Genomic DNA, 20,616 nt, shown 5'->3' with positions numbered 1-20,616 from the left:
TGTGCGGGTGGGGGTACGGATTAAAGAAGGTAATAAGGAACGGATTCAACCCTATGAAGGCACTGTGATTGCCATGCGCAATGGTGGCATTAATGAAACGATTACAGTACGCCGGATTTTCCAAGGGGTTGGTGTGGAACGGGTTTTTCTACTCCATTCTCCAAAAATTGCTAATATAAAAGTAGTCCGTCGAGGCAAGGTGCGTCGAGCTAAGCTATACTATTTACGCGATCGCGTTGGTAAGGCTACTCGCATCAAACAACGCTTTGACCGTAGTTTATAACCTTTTTCTGGCCTAGCATCAGGTTGGTGTAAATGCCAAAATTAGGGTAAACTAAATAAAGCGAGAGGTTAACCTCTACCTCTCTACTCCATCTGCGTCCTTAGTTCAGTTGGTAGAACGCAGGTCTCCAAAACCTGATGTCGGGGGTTCGAGTCCTCCAGGGCGCGCTCAAAATTGGTAGAATACAAAAGTTAGGTGCGCTTTTCCTTAGCGGATTGGATTCGCTGCGGGTCGCACCTGTGGGATGCCAGGGTTTAAAGCTCAAAACTGAACTAGTTTCACCCCAAGAATTGGAACGGGTAAAAACTCAGGCAAGGGCTAGCCTATTGCGATCGCTTGATTCCAATATGGGTATGGCCAGAAATTTGGCAACCTATGAGGTCAAAACCGGTGATTGGCGTAACTTGTTCAAGGAAATAGAAGATATAGAGGCAGTGAGTGCAGCAGACATTCAGCGAGTGGCTCAGGCAACTTTTCGACCAGAAAACCGCACGATTGGACGGATTTTACCAATTGAGTAGCTAAACGCTTCAAGGTTGCTCTCAGTTGAAGGTTGAAGGTGAGAAGGTTGAAGGTGAGAAGGTTGAAGGTTGAATGTTGTTTCGTTGTTCATGCCCAGGGATCTGATGTAGGGTAGGTGGTTTGGTTGAAGGGTAAAGTGTATAATCGGCAACCGGCAACCGCTTAACCTTGGCCTATTGGCCACGCTACGCGAACAACTGGTTAACTTTCAACCTTCAACCTCCTAACCTTGGCCTATTGGCCACGCTACGCGAACAACCTTCAACCTCCTAACCTTGGCCTATTGGCCACGCTACGCGAACAACCTTCAACCTCCTAACCTTCAACCTCCTAACCTTAAACCTGGTAACCACCAACTATTGATCGCATTACCCATGACTAATGACCAATGACCAATCTAAAATCGAAAAGCCAAAATCCCAAATACCTGAAATGGATCGGGCTACTGGTAGTGACAATGCTAGTGGTAGTGCTTGTGTCTCGTCTACCAGCAATAGCTGATACCCCACGCCATTACGATGAATTAGAGTTTGACCCGTTACCACCAATTCAGCTACCGGACTACACTCGCTATCAGTTAGACAATGGGATGGTGGTCTATTTGATGGAAGACCATGAACTGCCTTTGGTGAGTGGTACCGCAATGATTCGCACCGGCGATCGCCTTGAGCCTGCTGACAAAATTGGCTTAGCGACTATGGCGGGAGTTGTGATGCGTACTGGGGGTACCACTGAACACTCAGGCAATGAGTTAAATGTGCTGTTAGAAGAAAAGGCAGCTTCGGTGGAAACTAGTATTGACACTAGTTCTGGCAGTGCGAGTTTTAGTGCTTTGAGCGAAGATTTGGACTTGGTCTTTGATTTGTTTGCTGAAGTTATTCAAAAGCCTGCCTTTGCTCGATCTAAGCTGGCTCTAGCTAAACAGCAACTAGCGGGACAAATTGCCCGCCGCAATGATGATCCCGGTGATATTGCTTCTCGTGAATTTACGAAACTGATCTACGGTGACACTAGCCCCTATGCCCGCACGATAGAGTATGAGCATCTAGACAATATCTCTCGTAATGATTTAATCACTTTCTCACAGAGGTATGTATATCCAGAAAATATGATACTGGGTATTGTGGGGGATTTTGACTCCGAAAAAATGCGATCGCTAATTGAGGAGAAATTTGGGAGTTGGAAATCTACCTCTGCGCCAGCACAGCCAAAGGTGCCAGACGCATCCCAGGCTCAGTTAGGGGGTATATTTTTTGTGGATCAACCTCAACTGACCCAAAGTAATATTCAAATGGGACATATTGGGGGCAAACTCAATAGCCCTGACTACGCCGCCCTTTCTGTGTTAAATGAGGTGATGAATGGATTTGGGGGCAGACTATTTAACGAAGTGCGATCGCGTCAAGGTCTAGCTTACTCGGTCTACGGGGTTTGGAGTGTTCGCTATGACTATCCGGGTTTGTTTATTGCTGGGGGACAAACTCGCTCTGAAACCACGGTACCCTTTATTAAATCTGTTCTAGATGAAATCCAGAAATTGCGCACTAGTCCGATTAGCTCAGAAGAATTGGCTAAGGCAAAAGAAAGCGTTCTCAACTCCTTTGTGTTTAATTTCCAGAAGCCAGAGCAAACCCTATCTCGGCTGATGCGCTATGAATACTACGGCTACCCAGAGGATTTCATCTTCCGTTATCAAAAGGGAGTCACAGCTACTACGATTGAGGATGTACAGCGGGTGGCGGAAAAATATCTCAAACCTGATCAGATTGTTACCGTAGTTGTGGGCAATGCTTCCCAAATCGAACCAGCCCTGACTAGCCTTTCCCAGGACGTCACCGTGTTAGATATTACGATTCCAAAACCAAAAAACAGTTAGTTAATCAATGGCAAATTGTTAATGGTTAATGGTTAATTAAGAAAAAATCCGAAAAAATCGATTCACCATTTGCCACATACAATTTGCCCTTTGCTATTCTCAATGCGCATTCTATTCCTACATCCCAATTTCCCTGCCCAGTTTCGCCACATAGCAACTGCTTTAGCTAAAGATAACCGCAACCAGGTTGTCTTTGGGACTAGGCGCAAAGAAGGGCAACTGCCTGGAGTTGTCAAAGCTCTTTACAATAACTCTAGGGAAGTACGTCCAGAAACTCACCACTATGTTAGACCATTAGAAAATGCCGTACTTCAGGGTCAAGCTGTCTATCGTTTAGCCAATCAGCTCAAGGCTAAGGGATTTGTTCCTGATGTGGTCTATGGTCATTCGGGTTGGGGCCCAACGTTATTTATTAAAGACGCTTTCCCCCAAGCCAGATTACTGTGCTACTTCGAGTGGTTTTATCATGCCCATGGCACAGATGCTGATTTTGATCTATCCGAGCCCTTAAACGCTGATGATGAAGCCCGGATTCGGATGAAAAATGCCCCGATTTTGTTAGACCTAGCCAGTTGCGATCGCGGATTGTCTCCCACTTACTGGCAGCGCCAGCAATTTCCAGCGGACTTCCACAGCAGAATTACCGTGCGTCATGATGGGGTGGACACCGAGTTCTTTAAACCCAATCCAGGGGCAAAGTTAGTACTAAAACAGATAAACTTAGATTTGTCTGAGGTGAAAGAACTAGTCACTTATGTGGCACGGGGCATGGAACCTTATCGAGGTTTTCCCCAATTGATCGAAGCAATCGGTATCCTTCAGCAGCGACGTCCTAAGTGTCATGCTGTGATTGTCGGGGAAAATCGGGTGGCTTATGGTAAAAACCTACCCGATGGCAAAACTTACAAAGACTTGATGTTAGAAAAAGTACCCCTTGACCTAAACAGAGTCCACTTTACTGGTTTACTTCCTTACTCAGAATACTTACAAGTTCTTCAAGCTTCCTCTGTTCATATTTATCTTACCCGTCCTTTTGTTCTGTCTTGGTCGATGCTAGAATCCCTTTCTACAGGTTGTTTGGTAGTAGCGTCTGATACTCCCCCAGTGACAGAGGTGATTGAAGATGGGATTAATGGTTTGTTAGTAGACTTTTTCTCGCCAGAGGAAATTGCCGATCGGGTTGAGGAAGCTCTCGACCATCCAGAACAGATGGCTGCTATTCGCGCTAAGGCCAGGGAAACTATTCAACAGGGTTATGATTTAAATCAGTTATTATCCCAGCATTTGCAGTGGATACGATAAAGTCAGTTTAAGGTTGAAGGTTGAAGGTTGTTCGCGAAGCGTGGCCAATAGGCCAAGGTTAAAGGTTAGAAGGTTAGAAGGTTGAAGGTTGAAGGTTGAAGGTTGTTCGCGAAGCGTGGCCAATAGGCCAAGGTTAGAAGGTTGAAGGTTTAAGGTTAGAAGGTTTAAGGTTAGAAGGTTTAAGGTTAGAAGGTTGAAGACTCTCAACGACCCAGCTTCTGACGCACACGAGCTACAAACATATCCACTTCTGGTAACTTCAACTGAGTTGCTAATAAACCAAATACGCCTAAGCCTACCAATCCAGCTAAACTCAATTGCAGCAGCTTTACCCAAATAATACTGGTTTCTAATACTTGCTCACACCCCCAACTGACTCCCCAACTTGCGGCACCAGCGATTACACTACTCACTGCTAAACCTAGAATTGGCAACATCCACTCTTGCCAAGGTAAGCCATTTAGCCTGCGGTTTAATAGCCATAACAGCACTACCATGGAAAAGGCATTCACACCAATGGTGGCAAATACGATACCGGGTGTGCCAAAGGCATCGATTAGAAAATAATCTAGTACAGCATTGAGAATAATATTAATCACACTCAGACGAAAGGGTGTCTGTCCATCTCCTAAACCATAAAATACCCGCACTAGCACATCCCGTCCCAAGTAGACAAACATGCCCATCCCATAAGCCATGAGCACTGATGCTACTAACCGAGAGGCATTAGCATCAAAGGCTTGACGCTGATACACTACCTGCACGATGGGCATGGCTAAGGTCACCATCAATGCACTTAACGGTAACATTGTCAAGGCAGTGAGCAGAATTCCCTGGCGAATCCGTTGCTTGAGTTCTGGCCAATTTTCGGGAGCGGCTAGTCGGGAAAATACTGGCAGTAGGGGGACTAGAATGACATTAGAAATAATGCCTAGAGGGGTATTCACTAAAAGATTGGCATAGTTTAAGCTAGCAGCAGCGGCATCGGCTTGGGGCAGAAAGGAGGCAAAGAATAAGTCGGTGTAGACATTAATATGCAGCATCCCAGAGGAAAAGGTTGCAGGAGCCATGACCTGCATCACGTCTTTGACTCCAGGGATACCCCAGTTAAATCGTAGGCGTATTTTACCTAGGCCACTGCGCCACTGAGCGATTTGCTGCACTATCCATTGAAGAGTTGCTCCAGCAAGGGTACCCCCAGCTAAGACAATCCCACCGATCATGGCAAATTCGGGATTACTAATTTCTTTGCCCAACTGTAGGGCTAATATTCCTAAGCCAACAATGACGGTGATGCTGGAAAATAAGGGACTGACGGCGGGTAGCCAGTATTGATCGCTAGCATTGAGGGTACCAAAGCCAATGCCAATTAATCCGGCTAGCACTGCCATGGGTGCCATAATCTGTAATTGCCGGATTGCGATCGCTCTAACTTGTAACCCTTCTGGGGTATCCTGAAACCCTGGTGCTAGAATATCAATTAAGAGCGGAGCAAATAGCACTAGAGCAATGGTTACCAGTAACAGGATGCACGCGACTAAGGTAGTTACTGTTTCCACCAGCCGTGGGGCTTCTGATTTATCTCGTTTAGCGAGAACACTAACTAAGGCGCTATGAAACGGTCCGTTAATGCCACCGAGGAGGATTAATAAAAAGCCAGGGATCACGTAAGCATAGCTGTAGGCGTTGATAACCGGACCAACTCCAAAGGCTGCTGCCATGGCTTGTTGGCGGACTAAGCCAAATACTTTACTAATAATGGTGGCTACTGCGACAATCCCGGCAATGCCAGCTAGGGAACGAGTGGTTTTCTGGTTTTCAGACACAAATCGTTAATAAAATTAATAGTTAACGTGCTTATTTTAAGGGATCCCTTGTTGTTGACCCTTGACAGTTGACGGTTGGTAGGGTGTAGCAGCTAGCTTGGTTTTATCTAAGTGCCTTTCAGGGTGTTATCACCCTAGTAAAAAGGTTTGTTATTTCTTTAGATTAAACCATGACTACAGAATTTTTTTATGCTAATTTACCCCTTTTAGAAAACTTCATCGATATTACTGACTCTCGTAATTTTGAATCGGTTCCCAGGGATTGGTATGTTGTGATTAGCGATATTATTGGTTCGACTCAAGCTATCGAATCAGGACGCTACAAAGAGGTTAACCTATTAGGAGCCTGCTCCATTGTCGCTGTTTTAAATATAGCAGGTAATTTAGACATTCCTTTTGTGTTTGGGGGAGATGGAGCAACTCTGTTGATTCCTCCTTCTCTGTTTGCCCCTGCTCGGGAAGCCTTATTAGCCACTAGTCAGCTAGCCAGGGAAGAATTTGGGATGGAATTGCGGGTGGGTGCAGTACCTATGTCTGATGTCAGAGTAAATGATTATGATGTTAAATTAGCGAAGCTCAAGGTATCTGAAAATTATTATCAGGCTATATTTACTGGAGATGGTTTGAGTTATGCTACTGAATTGATTAAACATCCAAATACGAGTAACCTCTACCTTTACCAAAACCCTACTGATAATGCTAAAGCTGATTTTTCTAATTTAGAGTGTCGCTGGCAAGACATTCCTAGTAAATATGGTGAAACGATCAGCTTGATTGTGAAAGCAACGCCTAATCAAGGAGATTTAGCTAATTTAACTTATCGAAAAATTATTGAAAAAATTGACACTATATATGGAAGTGAAGAGCTTTTAAATCCAGTTGATAAAAACTATTTAAATCTAGGGTTTAGTTATCAAAAATTAAGTGCTGAAACTCGGCTGTGCGCCCAGTCGAGTAAGCTAAGCCATAGGATGCTCTATTTTTTAAAAATCTGGTTTGAGAATTTCTTGGGCTGGTTGTTGATGAGGTTGAAAGTGAAATTTCCAGATGGAGACTGGGGAGCCTATAAACGAAATGCGATCGCAGCAACAGATTACAGAAAGTTTGATGATATGTTACGCATGGTGATTGCTGGCAATGAAGCACAACGAAAACAATTAACAGACTATTTAGAAAAGAATTATAAACAAGGTAAATTAGTGTATGGTCTGCATATTTCAGACCGAGCACTGATGACCTGTCTGGTATTTGAGCGCCATGGACGCCAAGTACATTTTGTGGATGGTGCAGACGGAGGCTACGCCGTAGCGGCGAAAGATATGAAGGATAGACTTAAGGAGAATGCTACTGATAGCAAATCCGCTTTTAGAACACCCGTTAATCCAGATGACTAGCCATCAATACAAGTTAGGATAAATCAGATAAATCAGACTAGCATAAGGCAATAGCTATAGCGCTGCGCTAGTTCCCTACTCCCTACTCCCTACTCCCTACTCCCTGTTCCCTGTTCCCTGTTCCCTGTTCCCTGTTCCCTTTGCTATAGCGAATAATTACACTGGCTTAATAGTAATGTCTTGATAGTCGGGATGTCTAAGAATAAAGCATTTTGCGCCAATAGTGATTTGGGCAATCTGGGATGAAAGCTTACATAATCCATCCCTGACTTCTGAATTTGGACAGTGAATGATTAAGCTGTCAGTAGCAGTAACCCACTCTAGCTTACAGAGTTGAGTTAGAGGAATTTCTGTCTTAATTTGGCTTAGTCCTTGACTCAGTTGTTTAAATTTATGTAGCCATTGGGACTCTTGCAAGTTTTTCTCTAGCTTGCTTTTCAATGGGTCTTCTTCTTGATTAGGCATGATATCATGATAGGATTTGTTATTGTGTCAGGAGTCAGGAGTCAGGAGTCAGCAGTCAGCCTGGTTGACTTACAAAAGATCATAGCGTAGGTTGGGTTGAGGCAACGAAACCCAAAACCAGTCAGGCTTTTCTTGGGTTACGCTATCCCTAACCGCTCCCTACGGGATAATCAGCATTTCAAGGGTTTTGTCAGTCAATCAGCAAATTTACTCATCTCCAAAATTTGGTTTGAGTATATAATCACAAAAAAGGCTTACATATTTTTGTAATGTATTTAGTCTTGGGTAATTAGCGATTTTAAATAAAAAAAGGAGAACAAATATGCCAAGAAATGGATGGTATACAGGAGATAGTGATAACGTTACCGATGATGGTAACGTTAATGGCTGGGCAGATTTGTCAGGTCAAGCTTTTGGAAACAGTATTGCAGGTGGTTTGTCCTATAGATTTGGATCTGTTATCAACAACTATGGAACTTGGGGACAGCTTATCTATGCGACTAAAAATGACTTAGCAGCTGAGGACTTATCCAATCCTTCAGGACTTAATGGAAATATGCCAAGTAACCCAGGACCAGGCAATTCTAATTGGGTACAAGGACATTTGGTTAATGGTGAGTGCGGAGGTAGTGGAAATAAAGCCGCTTATCTGACTCCTATTACAGGCAATTTGAATAAGTTGCATGCGGGGTATGAAGCTGTCTTACAACGCCTTGTCAATCGTGGTTCAGCATCAGGATCGTCAACTATCAGTTTCAATCCCAACAAGATACCAAATTCGCGTTTGATTTATCGAACCCATGGGTTGACTCCTCCTGCGCCTGGTGGATTTACGACTGTACCTAAAGCAATATGTGTAAGTCTTGGAATAGTTATTAATGGATTAATGAAGTCTGAAGCTGATGTTCAAAATGAATTTAATAATCCTGGAACAACCAAATGGTTTGCTGACAGGTACTATAAATCTGAAGGAAAGAGTGATCGAGACAAGATAATACAAATGATCGGAGGAGTAGAATTGGGCTACTAGGACTTACGCATTGACAAAATAGAAAAAATGTGCAATCAAAAAGAGCCGCAGAGCGGTGTGCGTGCTTTTTTCTCTACAGTGTTTTACTAGGGGATAAGCTATATATAGCGTTTCTCATAGCTATGAGGCACAGAGATTTTTTTCATTATTACCTATTCCCTGTTCCCTAAAATTACCTGTTCCCTAAAACCCATAATTTTGTACCTCATGAGTTGGAGAATTGCTATATAATATAATGGTTCAAAAATAATCCCCCTAGTAAGTTCTTTGGATGTTGAGACATCAGGAGAGACGGATTGATCCGTTTTCTCCTGTTTTCATAATATGCAAATTAAGGGTAAAAACCTACGAGTATGCTTTTGAATAAGTTTTATCAGTCAACCAGGCAGTCAGCAGTCAGCAGTCAGCAATCAGCTTATTTTGTTCAAAAGGACTTCAGGTAGCGTGGCCATTCGCCAAGGCCAATGGCTGATACGCGACACGCTGATAGCTTACGTTATTGTGATCTCCTCAATTCCCCTGGAATAATTCAGCAACTTTCCCCCTTAAAGCCTCAACGCTCAGCGGTAAATTGCTTATAAGCTGTTTCGAGATTATCCTTGTATAATCCTTGGAATTTATAAGTCTTATAAGCAGCAGGGATTTGGGAATAGTTGGCCAGCACTTGTTCTTGAGTCAGAGACTTTTCTTTCCAAGTTAACGCTAATTGTTCCAGTTGCTCTAAGTAAGTATGTAAGGTGTCCCCAAGGAGTTTTAGATGGCATGATTGATAGTTAGCTTCCTAAATTCATCATTTGTTAACGCACTACTGCTCCTGATCCAACCAAACCGCTAAATCCGTTGCTGTCTCAAAATTCAACAACGCTTCACTCAATTCCTCCAATCGAGTAATGGATAATCCCTCAATCCGCTGTTGGAGCACAGGGTCAAGTAAACCTAACCTCAGGGTTAGCAAACGCATCACAATTAATACCGCTTCCTCCTGCTTGCCGCGCTGGCGTCCCTTTTGGATAATATCTTGATAGGTAACTGATTCTTCCATAACTTCCTCCCTCAACAATCGACGGACTAAATCTTTCTCAAACCGTAAACCAGCCAGCACATCCACACAGGCCGCTAGGGTTCGGAGTTGACCTTGTTCTTCAATTCTATCGACTTCAGCAACCACTTGCTCTAACAATAGATTAGGCCGATTACTCCTAGCTAAAGTGGCCAAGGGTAACAGAGCGCGATTGGCCAACAGTGGTTGAGGGTCTTGCTCCCAAAGACGAATTATTCTATAACGATGCCAGGTGTTAGTATCCCTAAACTCGTTATTGAATACCAGATCTGAGGTCGTAGACTTGAGAAAAATTACCACCTGCTCAATGGGACATCGGTACTTGCGGTGTAGTCTGACCCAATAGTCCAACATCCGAAATGGTAATGGTGGCTCGGATGGGGGTAGGGTTTGAAATTCTAGGTGCAGAATTTGGTTTGTACTTTGGAGTACAGTCAGAGCATCAGCTTGAATTGGTTCACTACTCAATTCGGTTTTAAGTACCTGAATATCTCTAGGTTCTTCACCCAATAGCCACTGAAAAAACTCCGATGGGTATTCTTCGGCTAAGTATTTACAAATATTGTCGTACGCCAAGGCAAATTGTTCAAAGTTAACACTATCTCAGATACTGTAGTGAATCTGAGCTAAAAAAGTGATCGCACCTGGATCTTGTTTATTGATTCAAGTTATGATAGCCGAGCACTTTTGATTTTGATATAGCAATTCGATCCCCCGTTGGTCCCCCTTATCAAGGGGGACTTTGAGGTTGAGAAGCCTACCTCATAAAAGCAATAAACGCACTTAAAATCTAGAGAAGACCTGATGAGATTAGGTCTTCTCAAAATTATTTCTGTCAACTTACGGCGGTTTGCATAACTATCAGGTGCGCTTTCTGTATTAAGAATTAAATTCGCCACGGGTCGCACCTCAGGTACACAGGATTGTTTTCCCACTTCTGACTTCCCCTCCTGGGAGGGGTTAGGGGTGGGTTCCTCTTCCCTACTCCCTGCTCCCTGCTCCCTGCTCCCTAAAAACCCAGAACTTTGTACCTAACTGAATTGCAAACCGCTGTAAGAGCACCATTAACCCGTTCACCCACACCCGAAAACTTATTATCCCGTAACCAAATCCTCAACTGCTTCTAGATCAGTCGGTAAGCCAGCGGTCAACACCTCTGCTCCTGTCTCGGTAATCAACACATCATCTTCAATTCGAATCCCCCGCACATCATCAAATTCTGCCAATCTATCCCAATCAACCACATCTTTGTAAGTTGACCGTCGCTCTGGGTCATTCAAAATCCCTGGAACTTGATAAAATCCTGGTTCAATTGTGACCAACATCCCTGGTTGCAAGGGTCGGTCTAGTCGCAGGAAGCCCAAGCCAAAGCGATCGCTTCTTACCCGTCCTGGTGCATAGCCTGCCAAATCCCCTAAATCTTCCATATCATGGACATCTAATCCCAGCAAATGACCAACACCATGGGGAAAGAATAAAGCATGGGCATCCATTGCTACTAAATCCGAGATGTCTCCTCGCAGAATCCCCAAATCTATCAATCCCTCAGCCATCACCCCTGCTGCTGTCATATGAATCTCTCGATATTCCACCCCAGGGTAAAGATTCTTGATACAGAAATCATGGGCTTCTTTGACCACATTATATATATCCCGCTGAGTAGGGGAAAATTTGCCACTCACCGGCCAAGTACGGGTAATATCCGCCGCCCAACCCATGGGGGTTTCTGCTCCCACATCCGCCAGCAGTAACTCTCCCGGTTGCAGGGAATGGTGATACTCACCATTGTGGAGCACTTCCCCATGAACGGTAACAATACTTGTGTAAGCACGGGTCATATTATGGGCAATAATTACCCCTTCCATCGCTCCCCGCACTTCCGCTTCCAGTTTAGCCTTGGGAGTAGCTGCCATTCCCGCTTTATGAGCAGCCATCGAAACCTCAGCGGCTTGGCGCAACTCCGATAATGCCCCCTCGTCATGGTATAACCGTAGGGATATTATCGCTTTCGCTAAATCCAAGTCAATCCCTTCTGGAGCATCAGCGGCTCCCACAGCACGACCTAATAGTTCCTGTTGTTGGCTGTAAGTAGTGGGATTTTGAACAGCAATGGTTGCTGCTCCCTGAGAATGCGATTCGGCAAAGCCGACGCTATGCGATCGCAATTCTGAAAGGGGAAAAACCCGATTAGCCCCAATCATCTCAGCAATTTCCTCAGGTGAAGGCACTTCTCCGTGCCACAACGCACTACCAGGGGCTGGCTTATCCATGAATAAATCCAGTTTGCCATCATTGAGGCCAATTACCGCATTAGTTAGAGGTAAACCAGCAAAATACAAGAAGTGACTGCTAGCCCGAAACGGGAACGAATTGGCTCGAAAATTCCGAGGACTAGGATGTCCAGACCAGAGCATTACTGGAAAATCCACCAGCTGAGCCAATTTTTGACGCCGTTGCTGTAGTTTAGTGGCTAGAGAGCCGTCTTGGTTGTTAATCATCGGATTTATTATAATTTATTTGTTGAACCTTCACCGTTGAATAGTTATAGCCTAAATTCCACAGGTCTTGTGGAATTTGTTCAAAATTATCCCCAGGATCTACCTGAGATTAAAATATCGCCAGTGATCGGCTTTGGAATGAGCAATGGCAATGTTCTTGGTCTCAGCAAAATCCAACTGTGGAAACTGAACCAGAACAGATTAACACAACAGATTAATGCGAAAGCATCATCTCCAATGCTCTGGCTAACACTTATAGAAGTTATATAGCAATTCTGTTTCCCATGAGGTACAAAGAGATCCCCCTAAATCCCCCTTAAAAAGGGGGACTTTGAGCTTGATAATTGTACCTCATACATGCAATAAACGCTATAATACTCATTAGCGAAACAAGATTTTTTTCCAATCCCCATGCTCTTCACCCTGCTCCCTACTCCCTACTCCCTACTCCCTATTCCCTGTTCCCTAAAACCAATAACTTTGCACCTCACCGAATTGATAAATTCTAGATAATTGCTATATTAAATAGTTGAAATATCAAACACAGAAATATGGTTATCGCTCAACTGTTTAATATTGCCAATATCTTCGTTTTGCCCTTTTGGCTCCTAATCATTGTCTTGCCAAATTGGGGGATTACCAGGCGAGTAATGGAATCCTATCTTCCCTTCGTTGTTCTAGCAGGTTTATATATTTACCTATTTATTAATAGCATTACACCAGAATCCGCCCAAGCCTTCTCAAGTACTCAGTTAGCAGATATTGCCCACTTCTTTAGTGACGAAACCGTTGCTGCTACTGGCTGGATACACTTCCTAGTTCTGGACTTGTTTGTAGGGCGTTGGATTTATTGGCAAGGGCAACAGGCTGGTATTTGGACTATTCACTCCCTAATTCTATGCTTATTTGCCGGACCAATCGGACTCCTTTCTCATATTATCACCGCTTGGGTTACCAAGAAATCTACCTCAGATACTCCCTTAGACCCTGAAACTACGAGTCCATCACAGACATAATCAGCGCTTTTGTATTTGATTTGTAAACACAGGTATTGCTTAAAAATGCAAGAGGCAAGAGGCAAAAGGCAATAGGCAATAGGCATTTATGCAAAAGAAACCCAGGTGTAATCCCTCCTGATAGAGGCTACGCCTGGGTAAAGTTTTACGGAGCTCAAAGCCTTTGAAACCTATTTGCGTTCCGCTATTTTTGAGGCCGCAGGTTTCGAGCAATTTTGCCTACAAGAACTGGATCAATTGCGCGATCGCTTTATTCGATATGAAGCCGTGTGGCGAGGAGTAGCCCAGAATGAATGGTTAGAAGAAAATCCCTTACTAATGGCTGAAATGCCCGAGCATTTAAAGGCTCACGAAGTCAATTTAGAAGTTAGCGATCGCTTACGCCAGTTATCTACTGCTTTAGCAAAGGGAGTAGGGAGTAGGGAGTAGGGAGTAGGGAGCTTGTAGGGTGGGCAAAAACAGTTTGGTTATTTTGATAATTAATGATTAGATTACTTTGCCCACCCTACTCCATCTAACTTCAACCTTCAACCCCCTAACCTTCAACATCGTATCAACCATACCAAACCGATTCAACCTTATCAATTAGCTCTTGTAATGAATTCCCATCACTCAAAACCGTAACATGACCTAACTTACGTCCTGGGCGGGATTGAGTCTTACCATACCAATGGACAAACGCTCCTGGTAAACTGGCTAAGGTCTGCCGTTTCTGTTGGTAATCATCCTGGGAAGACTCATAACCCAAAAGATTGACCATTACTGCACTGGCACAATGCATCTGTGGGCTACCTAAGGGTAAACCTACCACGGCTCGCAGTTGCTGCTCAAATTGAGAGGTTTCGCAAGCATCAATGGTGTAATGGCCAGAATTATGGGTACGAGGGGACACTTCATTAACCAAAACCTTGTGATTGCTAGTGAGGAATAACTCAATCCCAAAGACTCCCACTACGTCTAAACTAGTCAGGAGAGTTTTTGCGATCGCATTCACCTCCGCCACCGTATCTGGGCTAATCTGGGCTGGTGCAATAACTCGCCGACACACCTGTTCTTGCTGCTGAGTTTCCACCACCGGGTAAACCACCACCTCCCCATCTACAGAACGAGCAGCCATTACTGCCAACTCCCGTTCAAAGGGAATAAACTCTTCTAGCACCACAGGCTGATTGCCTAACTGCTTCCAAGTTTCCTGTAAGCTATGACTGTCTTTAATAATAAACGTACCCTTGCCGTCATAACCTTGGCGTCGCGCTTTCAGCACCAGAGGAAACTCTAACTGACTCAGGTTGATTGGGGTCCGAGAAGGGCGTTGCTGATTCTGGGTATGATTTTGCCCCCCTAGCCCCCCAATTTTGGGGGGAACAAAACTCTGAAAGTCCCCCAAAGTTGGGGGATTTAGGGGGCTTGACCAAAACCAAACGATCGCGGATTCATACTTCAATTCAGCAACGCCCCGAGAAGAGGCTAGGGACTTTAATTCCTCCTTACCCACTTCCCCCTCCAGACTGATGAACTCTGGCTGGGGTAAACCAATGCGATCGAAATAGCAGCGTTGGTGATATTTATCCAACAGTGGCGCTAGAGCCTCTAGTCGGGGGTAAAAGCAAATTCCCCGCTTTGCCAGACATTTCAGGGCATCGAGGTTAATCAATTCATTCTCAAAGGTAATCACATCACAGCGAGATGCCATTTGCTCGGTAGCGATCCCATCATCAATAGCAGCAAAGATAGTTTCAGCAGCAACACAAACAGCTGGATCAGTAATATTAGGAGTTTGAACCACTAGCCGAATACCCAAAGACTTGGCAGCCATTGCCATCATCCAGGCCAGTTGTCCTCCACCAATTACACCTACTCGTTTAATCGACATCCCAAAGACTCACAAGCGCAACACCAGTTTTTAGATGCACCTTCCTTACACAGTTATCAAATTTGCTAATTTGCCCACCATCCAGCATACCATCGCTCAAGTCAGCCCCATCGATCGTGAATGTTAACCGTTGACCATCAAATAGTCAACATTCAACATTCAACATTCAACATTCAACATTCAACATTCAACATTCAACATTCAACATTCAACATTCAACATTCAACACCTTACCAACACCCTAAAGACTTACGAGTCACCACACCAGTGGTAGGGTTCACCCCAGTTGCTACATCGCAGAGTTTTAACCGTTCTCTGACCGGTTGGATCAGGGTGCTACTAAAATCAGCACCAGTGATGTTAGCCCCATCAAAACTGGCACGTTGCAGTAAGGAACGAGTAAAGATGGCATCAGTTAAATCTGCACCATTGAAGCTAATGTTGTAGGTGTCGCTGTTGGTCAAGTCTGCTCCATGGAGATTAGCATTATTCAGGGTAGTATGTTTGATAGATGCTTTGATCAATTTGGCATCGGCTAAGTTAGCCTGGTCCAAATTGCAATAGGTAATTTTGACTTCCTGTAAGTCTTGACCAGATAAGTCTGCTCCCACGAGTTGTTTCCCATCGCAGGCTATACTCTTGGCGTGAACGGGTAAGGGATAACAAAAAACAGAGCACGCAAATAAGAATGTAACCAGTAGCCGGAAAAACATAAAGATTTATTGCTGGAATCGTCCAACTCAATCATACTGTGCTGCATAATCACTTGAGTTACACCCAAGTAACTAGCACCAAATACTGCTCAGCCATCTTAGAGGTTAATAGATCATGGCGAGCACCTTGAACAAATGCGATCGCTCTTTAGGACAACAAGGCTAATGTAAGCATTCAGCTATCAGCTATCAGCCGTCAGTGGTCAGTGGTCAGTGGTCAGTGGTCAGCGGTTAGCCGTTTGCCTTTGGCACCTCAAGTAGCACCATCTGTAGCCCATAAGCTGATAGCTGATAGCTGACGGCTGATAGCTTACAGGCTAATCTTGCCAGAATCGCTAAAATCATAGTAAGCGATATTTTTGTGAGATCGATGCTTAATATACTTTTGACTTGGCTGCTAAGTGCTATCTCACTAATGATTACTGCTTACCTGGTACCAGGAATTACCATTAGTGGTTTTGGTGCAGCTGCTGTAGCGGTAGTAGTCATTGGTTTAGTTAACGCCATCATTAGACCGATTCTAGTGATTCTGACCTTGCCCATCACAATTTTATCCATGGGACTATTTCTGTTGGTGATTAATGCTATCACCCTCTCCCTGGCATCCTATTTCACTCCTGATACGTTTGTAGTGAACGGTTTCTGGGCAGCTTTTTTCGGGGCTATCGTTCTGACTTTGGTGTCTAGTCTTATCAATAGCTTGGCTTCTAATCAAGTTTAATCGGATGGCCGGGACTTGTCAGCTTGGTTACGGGCGCGAGTTATTATATAGCTGGCACTACTTTAGCTGGCACTACTTTAGCTGGCACTACTTTTAGTAAACTATGCTTCTTAGCTTAAGTTTTCAGCTGCAAGGGCTGACTAGTAAATAGCTGATAAATAGCTGAAAGCTGACAGATCAAAGTATAGCTTTAGTTGAAGTTAGTGTACAGTTTTTTTTTAATTGCCAAGGCTCAAAGTACAGGAAACATAGATTTAGACTAACCCAAGCTGTGTAAATTTCGGGGTGCTTAAAGGGTTAGTATATAGATTCGTTTATGTCAAACAACTATAGTACAACCACACCATTTTACCTTGATAGTAATACTTATAAATCAGAAGCTAAAACGATTAAACTAATCAAAAACTAAGAACATAATCAAAAACTCATCAAGTTTAACAACTATAGCAGCAAGTTTCAATTGGTATACTTCTGATAACGTCCTAGGGAGTAGGGATTAGGGAGTAGTAATAAAAAAGGCAGGGACATTATCAGTATCATAAACGCTATAATCAAATTGTTTTTATTTAGGAATTGGTTAATTATAATATTAAGGTAAAATTTTCAAGCTTTCATAAGTTTTGATAAGTCATAATTATGAATTATCATAATTTCTCTTTCTTTTCAGAACACCAAACTAGTGATTAATCGATGAAAAGACTAAAGTTCTTGATATTCTGTCTGTGTGGATTCGTCTTGGTACTATCCCCTTTGTACCTCCAAACCATAGCTCTATCTACTCCAAGCGGCAATAGTTTGGGTCAACATTTGGATCAAAAGATTGTTTACTCGCCCCAGCTAACCTTAGCCCATAGCCAAGTTCAAACTACAGAAATTGCTGAAGACCCCTCAGAGGCACCCTCAGAGGAGTTATCCGATTCAGATAGTAGTGATTCCAAGTTAAAGCCATTTGATAAGGTCGTAGAAGATGCGGAAAAATTAGCAGGATTACTCACCCTCTACCGCAATAAAGAAAAAGAAAAAATTTATTTAGAAATTGAACCGGATCAACTAAATCAAAATTTCCTATGTGTTGTTACCCTTGCTTCGGGAATTGGGGAGTTGGGGCTCCAAACCGGTTGGCCAGTTAATGATTTTTTGTTCCAATTCCGCCGCCGACAGAAGACCATAGATTTAGTCATACCAAATATCTACTTCCGTACTCGACCCGGTGACCCCCAAGAGCGTTCTGTTAAACGTTCCTTCAGTGATTCGGTGCTATATTCCCTGCCGATTACCAGTATTCATCCAGAACGAAAGACTCTGTTGGTGGATTTAACATCACTCCTGGTCAGCGATGGGTCTTTCTCTGGACTAGCATCGGCTTTTCCTTGGATATTAGGAGGCAGTTATGGGGTAGACCCTCAAAAATCCTATGTCAGTGACGCTCAAGCATTTCCGTTGAATGTAGAGATTGAGTCAGTTTATGGCTTTTCTGGTGGGGGAGATTTATTCTTTCCCTTAAGGAGTCTCCCAGATCAACGAGCATTTAATCTTAGTGTCCGCTATAGCTTTTCTCAACTACCGACTAACAATGGTTACCGTCATCGACTCGCGGATGAACGAGTAGGCTATTTCATCAGTGCTTATCAAAATTTATCCAATCAAAACCGCAAACAACCCTTTATCCGTTATATCAGGCGCTGGAATTTAGAAAAACAAGACCCTACTGCTACGGTATCCCCCCCAAAAGAACCGATTGTGTTTTGGATTGAAAATACTGTACCTCTGGAGTACCGAGATGCAATTCGGGAGGGGATTTTGATGTGGAATGAAGCGTTTCGGGAGGCAGGGTTTGATAATGCCATTGAAGTGCGGCAAATGCCAGATGATGCAACCTGGGACCCGGCTGATATTCGCTACAACACCATTCGCTGGTCGAATTCTTTTCCCTCATTCCCAGGCATTATCGCTATGGGTCCATCCCGAGTGAACCCCTTGACTGGGGAAATTTTGGATGCAGATGTCATTATTGATGCTAATGCGGTGCGCTGGATCAAAGCGGAATACCAGGCTATTGCTTCCCAGGCTCAATCCCAGGCATTATCTGGGTTATCCCAATTCCCGTTTAATGGTTCCCTGTGTAGTAATGGCATGAAAGTTCCTTACCTCAAATTGCAGGAAATCCTCAAGAGCAATCCTGGCAAAGCGGCTCAGTTGAGCCTACCAGCTGGGCAATTCCTGAGCGGACTAACCCAAGTCCCAGACCATGAGTTATGTTTTGCCATGGTATCAGCTCAGCAAGCTAAGTTTGGAGCATTGTCTCTATCGATGGTAAACCACCAGTTGCCCAGTGGTGAGGAAATGAAAACCTTCATCAATCAGTATTTGCGCTACCTGACGGCTCACGAAGTTGGTCATACTCTGGGATTGCGCCACAATTTCCGGGGCAGCACCATGTTGAGTCCAGAGGAATTGAATAATACTGAGATTACCCGCAATAAAGGGCTAGTCGGGTCAGTCATGGATTATGTCCCAGTTAATCTAGCGCCAGAGGGAATGGAACAGGGAGATTATTTCTCTACAGTGGTTGGTCCCTATGATAAGTGGGTGATTAAGTATGGCTACACTCCGATTGATGCTCTGACTCCTCAACAAGAATTACGCACACTGCGCAAAATTGCGGCTGAAGGCTCTGAAATGGGGCTATCTTATGCTACAGATGAGGATACTTTCGATTTTATTGACCCAGAAGCTAAGGTTTGGGACCTTAGTAGTGATCCATTGCGCTACTCTCAGTGGCAAATGGAGAATGCTAAGGGAATTTGGAAACGCTTGAACACCAGTTACCTGTTGCCTCAAGAAAGTGCTGGGGATTTACGCGATCGCTTTGATACGGTCTTCTCCTATTTCTTTGAAAACGCTATGTCCCTTACTGGTTATATTGGGGGACAAACTTTTAATCGAAACTACACTGGTGGCAAGACTGGCACACTCCCCTTTGAACCCATCCCTGTGGAAAAACAGCGTCAGGCTTTAGCCATGCTCGGGGAGTATATGTTTGCTGAAGATACCTTTAACTTCTCACCCCAACTCCTCAACCAGTTAGCCCCATCTCGCTGGACTCACTGGGGTGCTTTTACCACTATTTTCCCCCTAGATTATCCCATTCATGAGCGAGTGATGTTAGTTCAAACTATGGTGCTGGGGGATTTATTTTCATCAGAACGGTTGGCTCGTTTGCGGGATGCTCAACTCAAAACTAGTTCCGGGGAAGCCTTGACCATGGCAGAAGTGTTTGACACTGTTCAAGATAGCATCTGGAAACTAGATAGTAACGCTAAGATTGAGCCAATCTCTAGCTTGCGTCGGGGATTGCAACGGCAGTATATGAGTCTTTTAGTGAACATGGCACTGCGCAATTCCAATAGTCTAGAAACTGCCCGCACCTTCCCTGAATTTATTATTGCTATCCAAACCTTTAATACTCCCGAGGATGCTCGGGTGTTAGCCCGGTATAAACTCCGTCAATTGCGGGATGCGATCGCAAACACCTTGAACAAACAAGGGAAAAACCTTGATACTGCTAGCTTAGCCCACTTAGAAGGGGCACGCGATCGCATTACTAAAGTGTTGGATGCACCGTTGCAATCGGAATGAATCATGACTTGAGCCGTAAGCTATCAGCTTAAGCGCTACGCGCACGCTACGCGAACAGCTATCAGCTATCAGCTCTCAGCTCTCAGCTCTCAGCTCTCAGCTCTCAGCTAAAGGCTGACCACTGACTACTGACCGCTGACCGCTGACGGCTTGACCACTGACCGCTGAATGCTTACCTTAAGTCACTCCCCCGAATTCAATTCGGGGGATTCTGTTTGATCCGGTAGGTGGAATGGGCATCTTGCCCGTTCACTGGCTTCCCAGGAATTTTTCTGTCCTGGCAATAGTACCCTTAAGGGTACTGCCGACCTAGGAATACTTTTTAGATATTAGAAAAGGGTTGAAGGTCAGTGAGATTGATTCACCTGATTTCCAGCCCTAAGTACCTAATTGAATTA

The 20,616-nt window shown here is 44.1% G+C and carries 16 protein-coding genes, 1 tRNA gene and 1 pseudogene; 11 read left to right on the top strand and 7 right to left on the bottom strand.

Translation table 11 applies throughout. From position 1 onward, the window contains the following. From rplS to F6K51_RS05545, 5 genes and pseudogenes are all read left to right on the top strand, one after another. Nucleotides 1-283: 50S ribosomal protein L19 (gene rplS / locus F6K51_RS05565; protein WP_293018737.1), on the top strand; the 283-nt coding region annotated here is incomplete at its 5' end. Nucleotides 284-377: 94 nt separating this feature from the next. After that, nucleotides 378-450, top strand: a tRNA-Trp gene (locus F6K51_RS05560). Nucleotides 451-540: 90 nt separating this feature from the next. Continuing rightward, nucleotides 541-804, top strand: a pseudogene (locus F6K51_RS05555) (insulinase family protein); the annotation flags it as partial. Between the two features lie 389 nt (nucleotides 805-1,193). After that, complete coding sequence (locus tag F6K51_RS05550) at nucleotides 1,194-2,681, top strand: pitrilysin family protein (RefSeq protein WP_293018735.1); 1,488 nt, start codon at nucleotides 1,194-1,196, stop codon at nucleotides 2,679-2,681. Nucleotides 2,682-2,783: 102 nt separating this feature from the next. Next, nucleotides 2,784-3,983, top strand: a complete 1,200-nt coding sequence (locus tag F6K51_RS05545; RefSeq protein WP_293018733.1) for a glycosyltransferase family 4 protein — start codon at nucleotides 2,784-2,786, stop codon at nucleotides 3,981-3,983. Here the strand turns inward: F6K51_RS05545 and F6K51_RS05540 are convergent. Both F6K51_RS05540 and murJ read right to left on the bottom strand, forming a co-directional pair. Then, nucleotides 3,954-4,190: a hypothetical protein gene (locus F6K51_RS05540; protein WP_293018731.1), complete on the bottom strand. Its 237-nt coding sequence runs from the start codon at nucleotides 4,188-4,190 to the stop codon at nucleotides 3,954-3,956. The genes F6K51_RS05545 and F6K51_RS05540 overlap by 30 nt on opposite strands. After that, a complete protein-coding gene (gene murJ / locus F6K51_RS05535) occupies nucleotides 4,187-5,809 on the bottom strand; it encodes a murein biosynthesis integral membrane protein MurJ (protein ID WP_293018729.1) in 1,623 nt (540 codons plus the stop codon). Before murJ ends, F6K51_RS05540 begins: the two co-directional genes overlap by 4 nt. A 170-nt stretch (nucleotides 5,810-5,979) precedes the next feature. Between murJ and F6K51_RS05530 the strand changes: the two genes are divergently transcribed. Beyond that, on the top strand, nucleotides 5,980-7,203 hold the full coding sequence (locus F6K51_RS05530) for a DUF3095 domain-containing protein (RefSeq protein ID WP_293018727.1): 1,224 nt from the start codon (nucleotides 5,980-5,982) through the stop codon (nucleotides 7,201-7,203). A gap of 156 nt (nucleotides 7,204-7,359) precedes the next feature. On the opposite strand, the gene F6K51_RS05525 is transcribed toward F6K51_RS05530, so the two are convergent. Beyond that, nucleotides 7,360-7,668: a hypothetical protein gene (locus tag F6K51_RS05525; RefSeq protein ID WP_293018725.1), complete on the bottom strand. Its 309-nt coding sequence runs from the start codon at nucleotides 7,666-7,668 to the stop codon at nucleotides 7,360-7,362. Between the two features lie 322 nt (nucleotides 7,669-7,990). Between F6K51_RS05525 and F6K51_RS05520 the strand changes: the two genes are divergently transcribed. Then, nucleotides 7,991-8,698 (top strand): hypothetical protein, encoded by a 708-nt coding sequence (locus tag F6K51_RS05520; protein ID WP_293018723.1) that lies wholly within the window; start codon nucleotides 7,991-7,993, stop codon nucleotides 8,696-8,698. Between the two features lie 805 nt (nucleotides 8,699-9,503). Here the strand turns inward: F6K51_RS05520 and F6K51_RS05515 are convergent. After that, nucleotides 9,504-10,334: a DUF4351 domain-containing protein gene (locus tag F6K51_RS05515; protein WP_293018721.1), complete on the bottom strand. Its 831-nt coding sequence runs from the start codon at nucleotides 10,332-10,334 to the stop codon at nucleotides 9,504-9,506. Between the two features lie 518 nt (nucleotides 10,335-10,852). Further along, nucleotides 10,853-12,256: an aminopeptidase P family protein gene (locus F6K51_RS05510; RefSeq protein WP_293018719.1), complete on the bottom strand. Its 1,404-nt coding sequence runs from the start codon at nucleotides 12,254-12,256 to the stop codon at nucleotides 10,853-10,855. A 551-nt stretch (nucleotides 12,257-12,807) separates the two neighbouring features. On the opposite strand from F6K51_RS05510, the gene F6K51_RS05505 reads away from it, so the two are divergent. Further along, the gene (locus tag F6K51_RS05505; RefSeq protein ID WP_293018717.1) at nucleotides 12,808-13,272 is read left to right on the top strand and encodes an ABA4-like family protein; all 465 of its coding nucleotides are present in this window, start codon (nucleotides 12,808-12,810) and stop codon (nucleotides 13,270-13,272) included. A 174-nt stretch (nucleotides 13,273-13,446) separates the two neighbouring features. Further along, nucleotides 13,447-13,701: a hypothetical protein gene (locus F6K51_RS05500; protein ID WP_293018715.1), complete on the top strand. Its 255-nt coding sequence runs from the start codon at nucleotides 13,447-13,449 to the stop codon at nucleotides 13,699-13,701. Nucleotides 13,702-13,825: 124 nt separating this feature from the next. On the opposite strand, the gene F6K51_RS05495 is transcribed toward F6K51_RS05500, so the two are convergent. Then, entirely contained in the window at nucleotides 13,826-15,145 is a 1,320-nt protein-coding gene (locus tag F6K51_RS05495; protein WP_293018713.1) for a 5-(carboxyamino)imidazole ribonucleotide synthase, read from the bottom strand. A gap of 230 nt (nucleotides 15,146-15,375) precedes the next feature. Beyond that, entirely contained in the window at nucleotides 15,376-15,756 is a 381-nt protein-coding gene (locus F6K51_RS05490) for a pentapeptide repeat-containing protein (protein ID WP_293018711.1), read from the bottom strand. 472 nt (nucleotides 15,757-16,228) lie between these two features. On the opposite strand from F6K51_RS05490, the gene F6K51_RS05485 reads away from it, so the two are divergent. Next, complete coding sequence (locus F6K51_RS05485; protein ID WP_293018709.1) at nucleotides 16,229-16,579, top strand: phage holin family protein; 351 nt, start codon at nucleotides 16,229-16,231, stop codon at nucleotides 16,577-16,579. 690 nt (nucleotides 16,580-17,269) lie between these two features. Further along, on the top strand, nucleotides 17,270-20,218 hold the full coding sequence (locus tag F6K51_RS05480) for a zinc-dependent metalloprotease (RefSeq protein ID WP_293018707.1): 2,949 nt from the start codon (nucleotides 17,270-17,272) through the stop codon (nucleotides 20,216-20,218). Nucleotides 20,219-20,616 lie beyond the last annotated feature (398 nt).

The sequence above is a fragment of the Moorena sp. SIO3I8 genome (genome assembly GCF_010692325.1).
Taxonomy (GTDB): domain Bacteria; phylum Cyanobacteriota; class Cyanobacteriia; order Cyanobacteriales; family Coleofasciculaceae; genus Moorena.
Note: the sequence above shows the minus strand (reverse complement) of the source record. Positions and strands in the feature narration are given on the sequence as shown.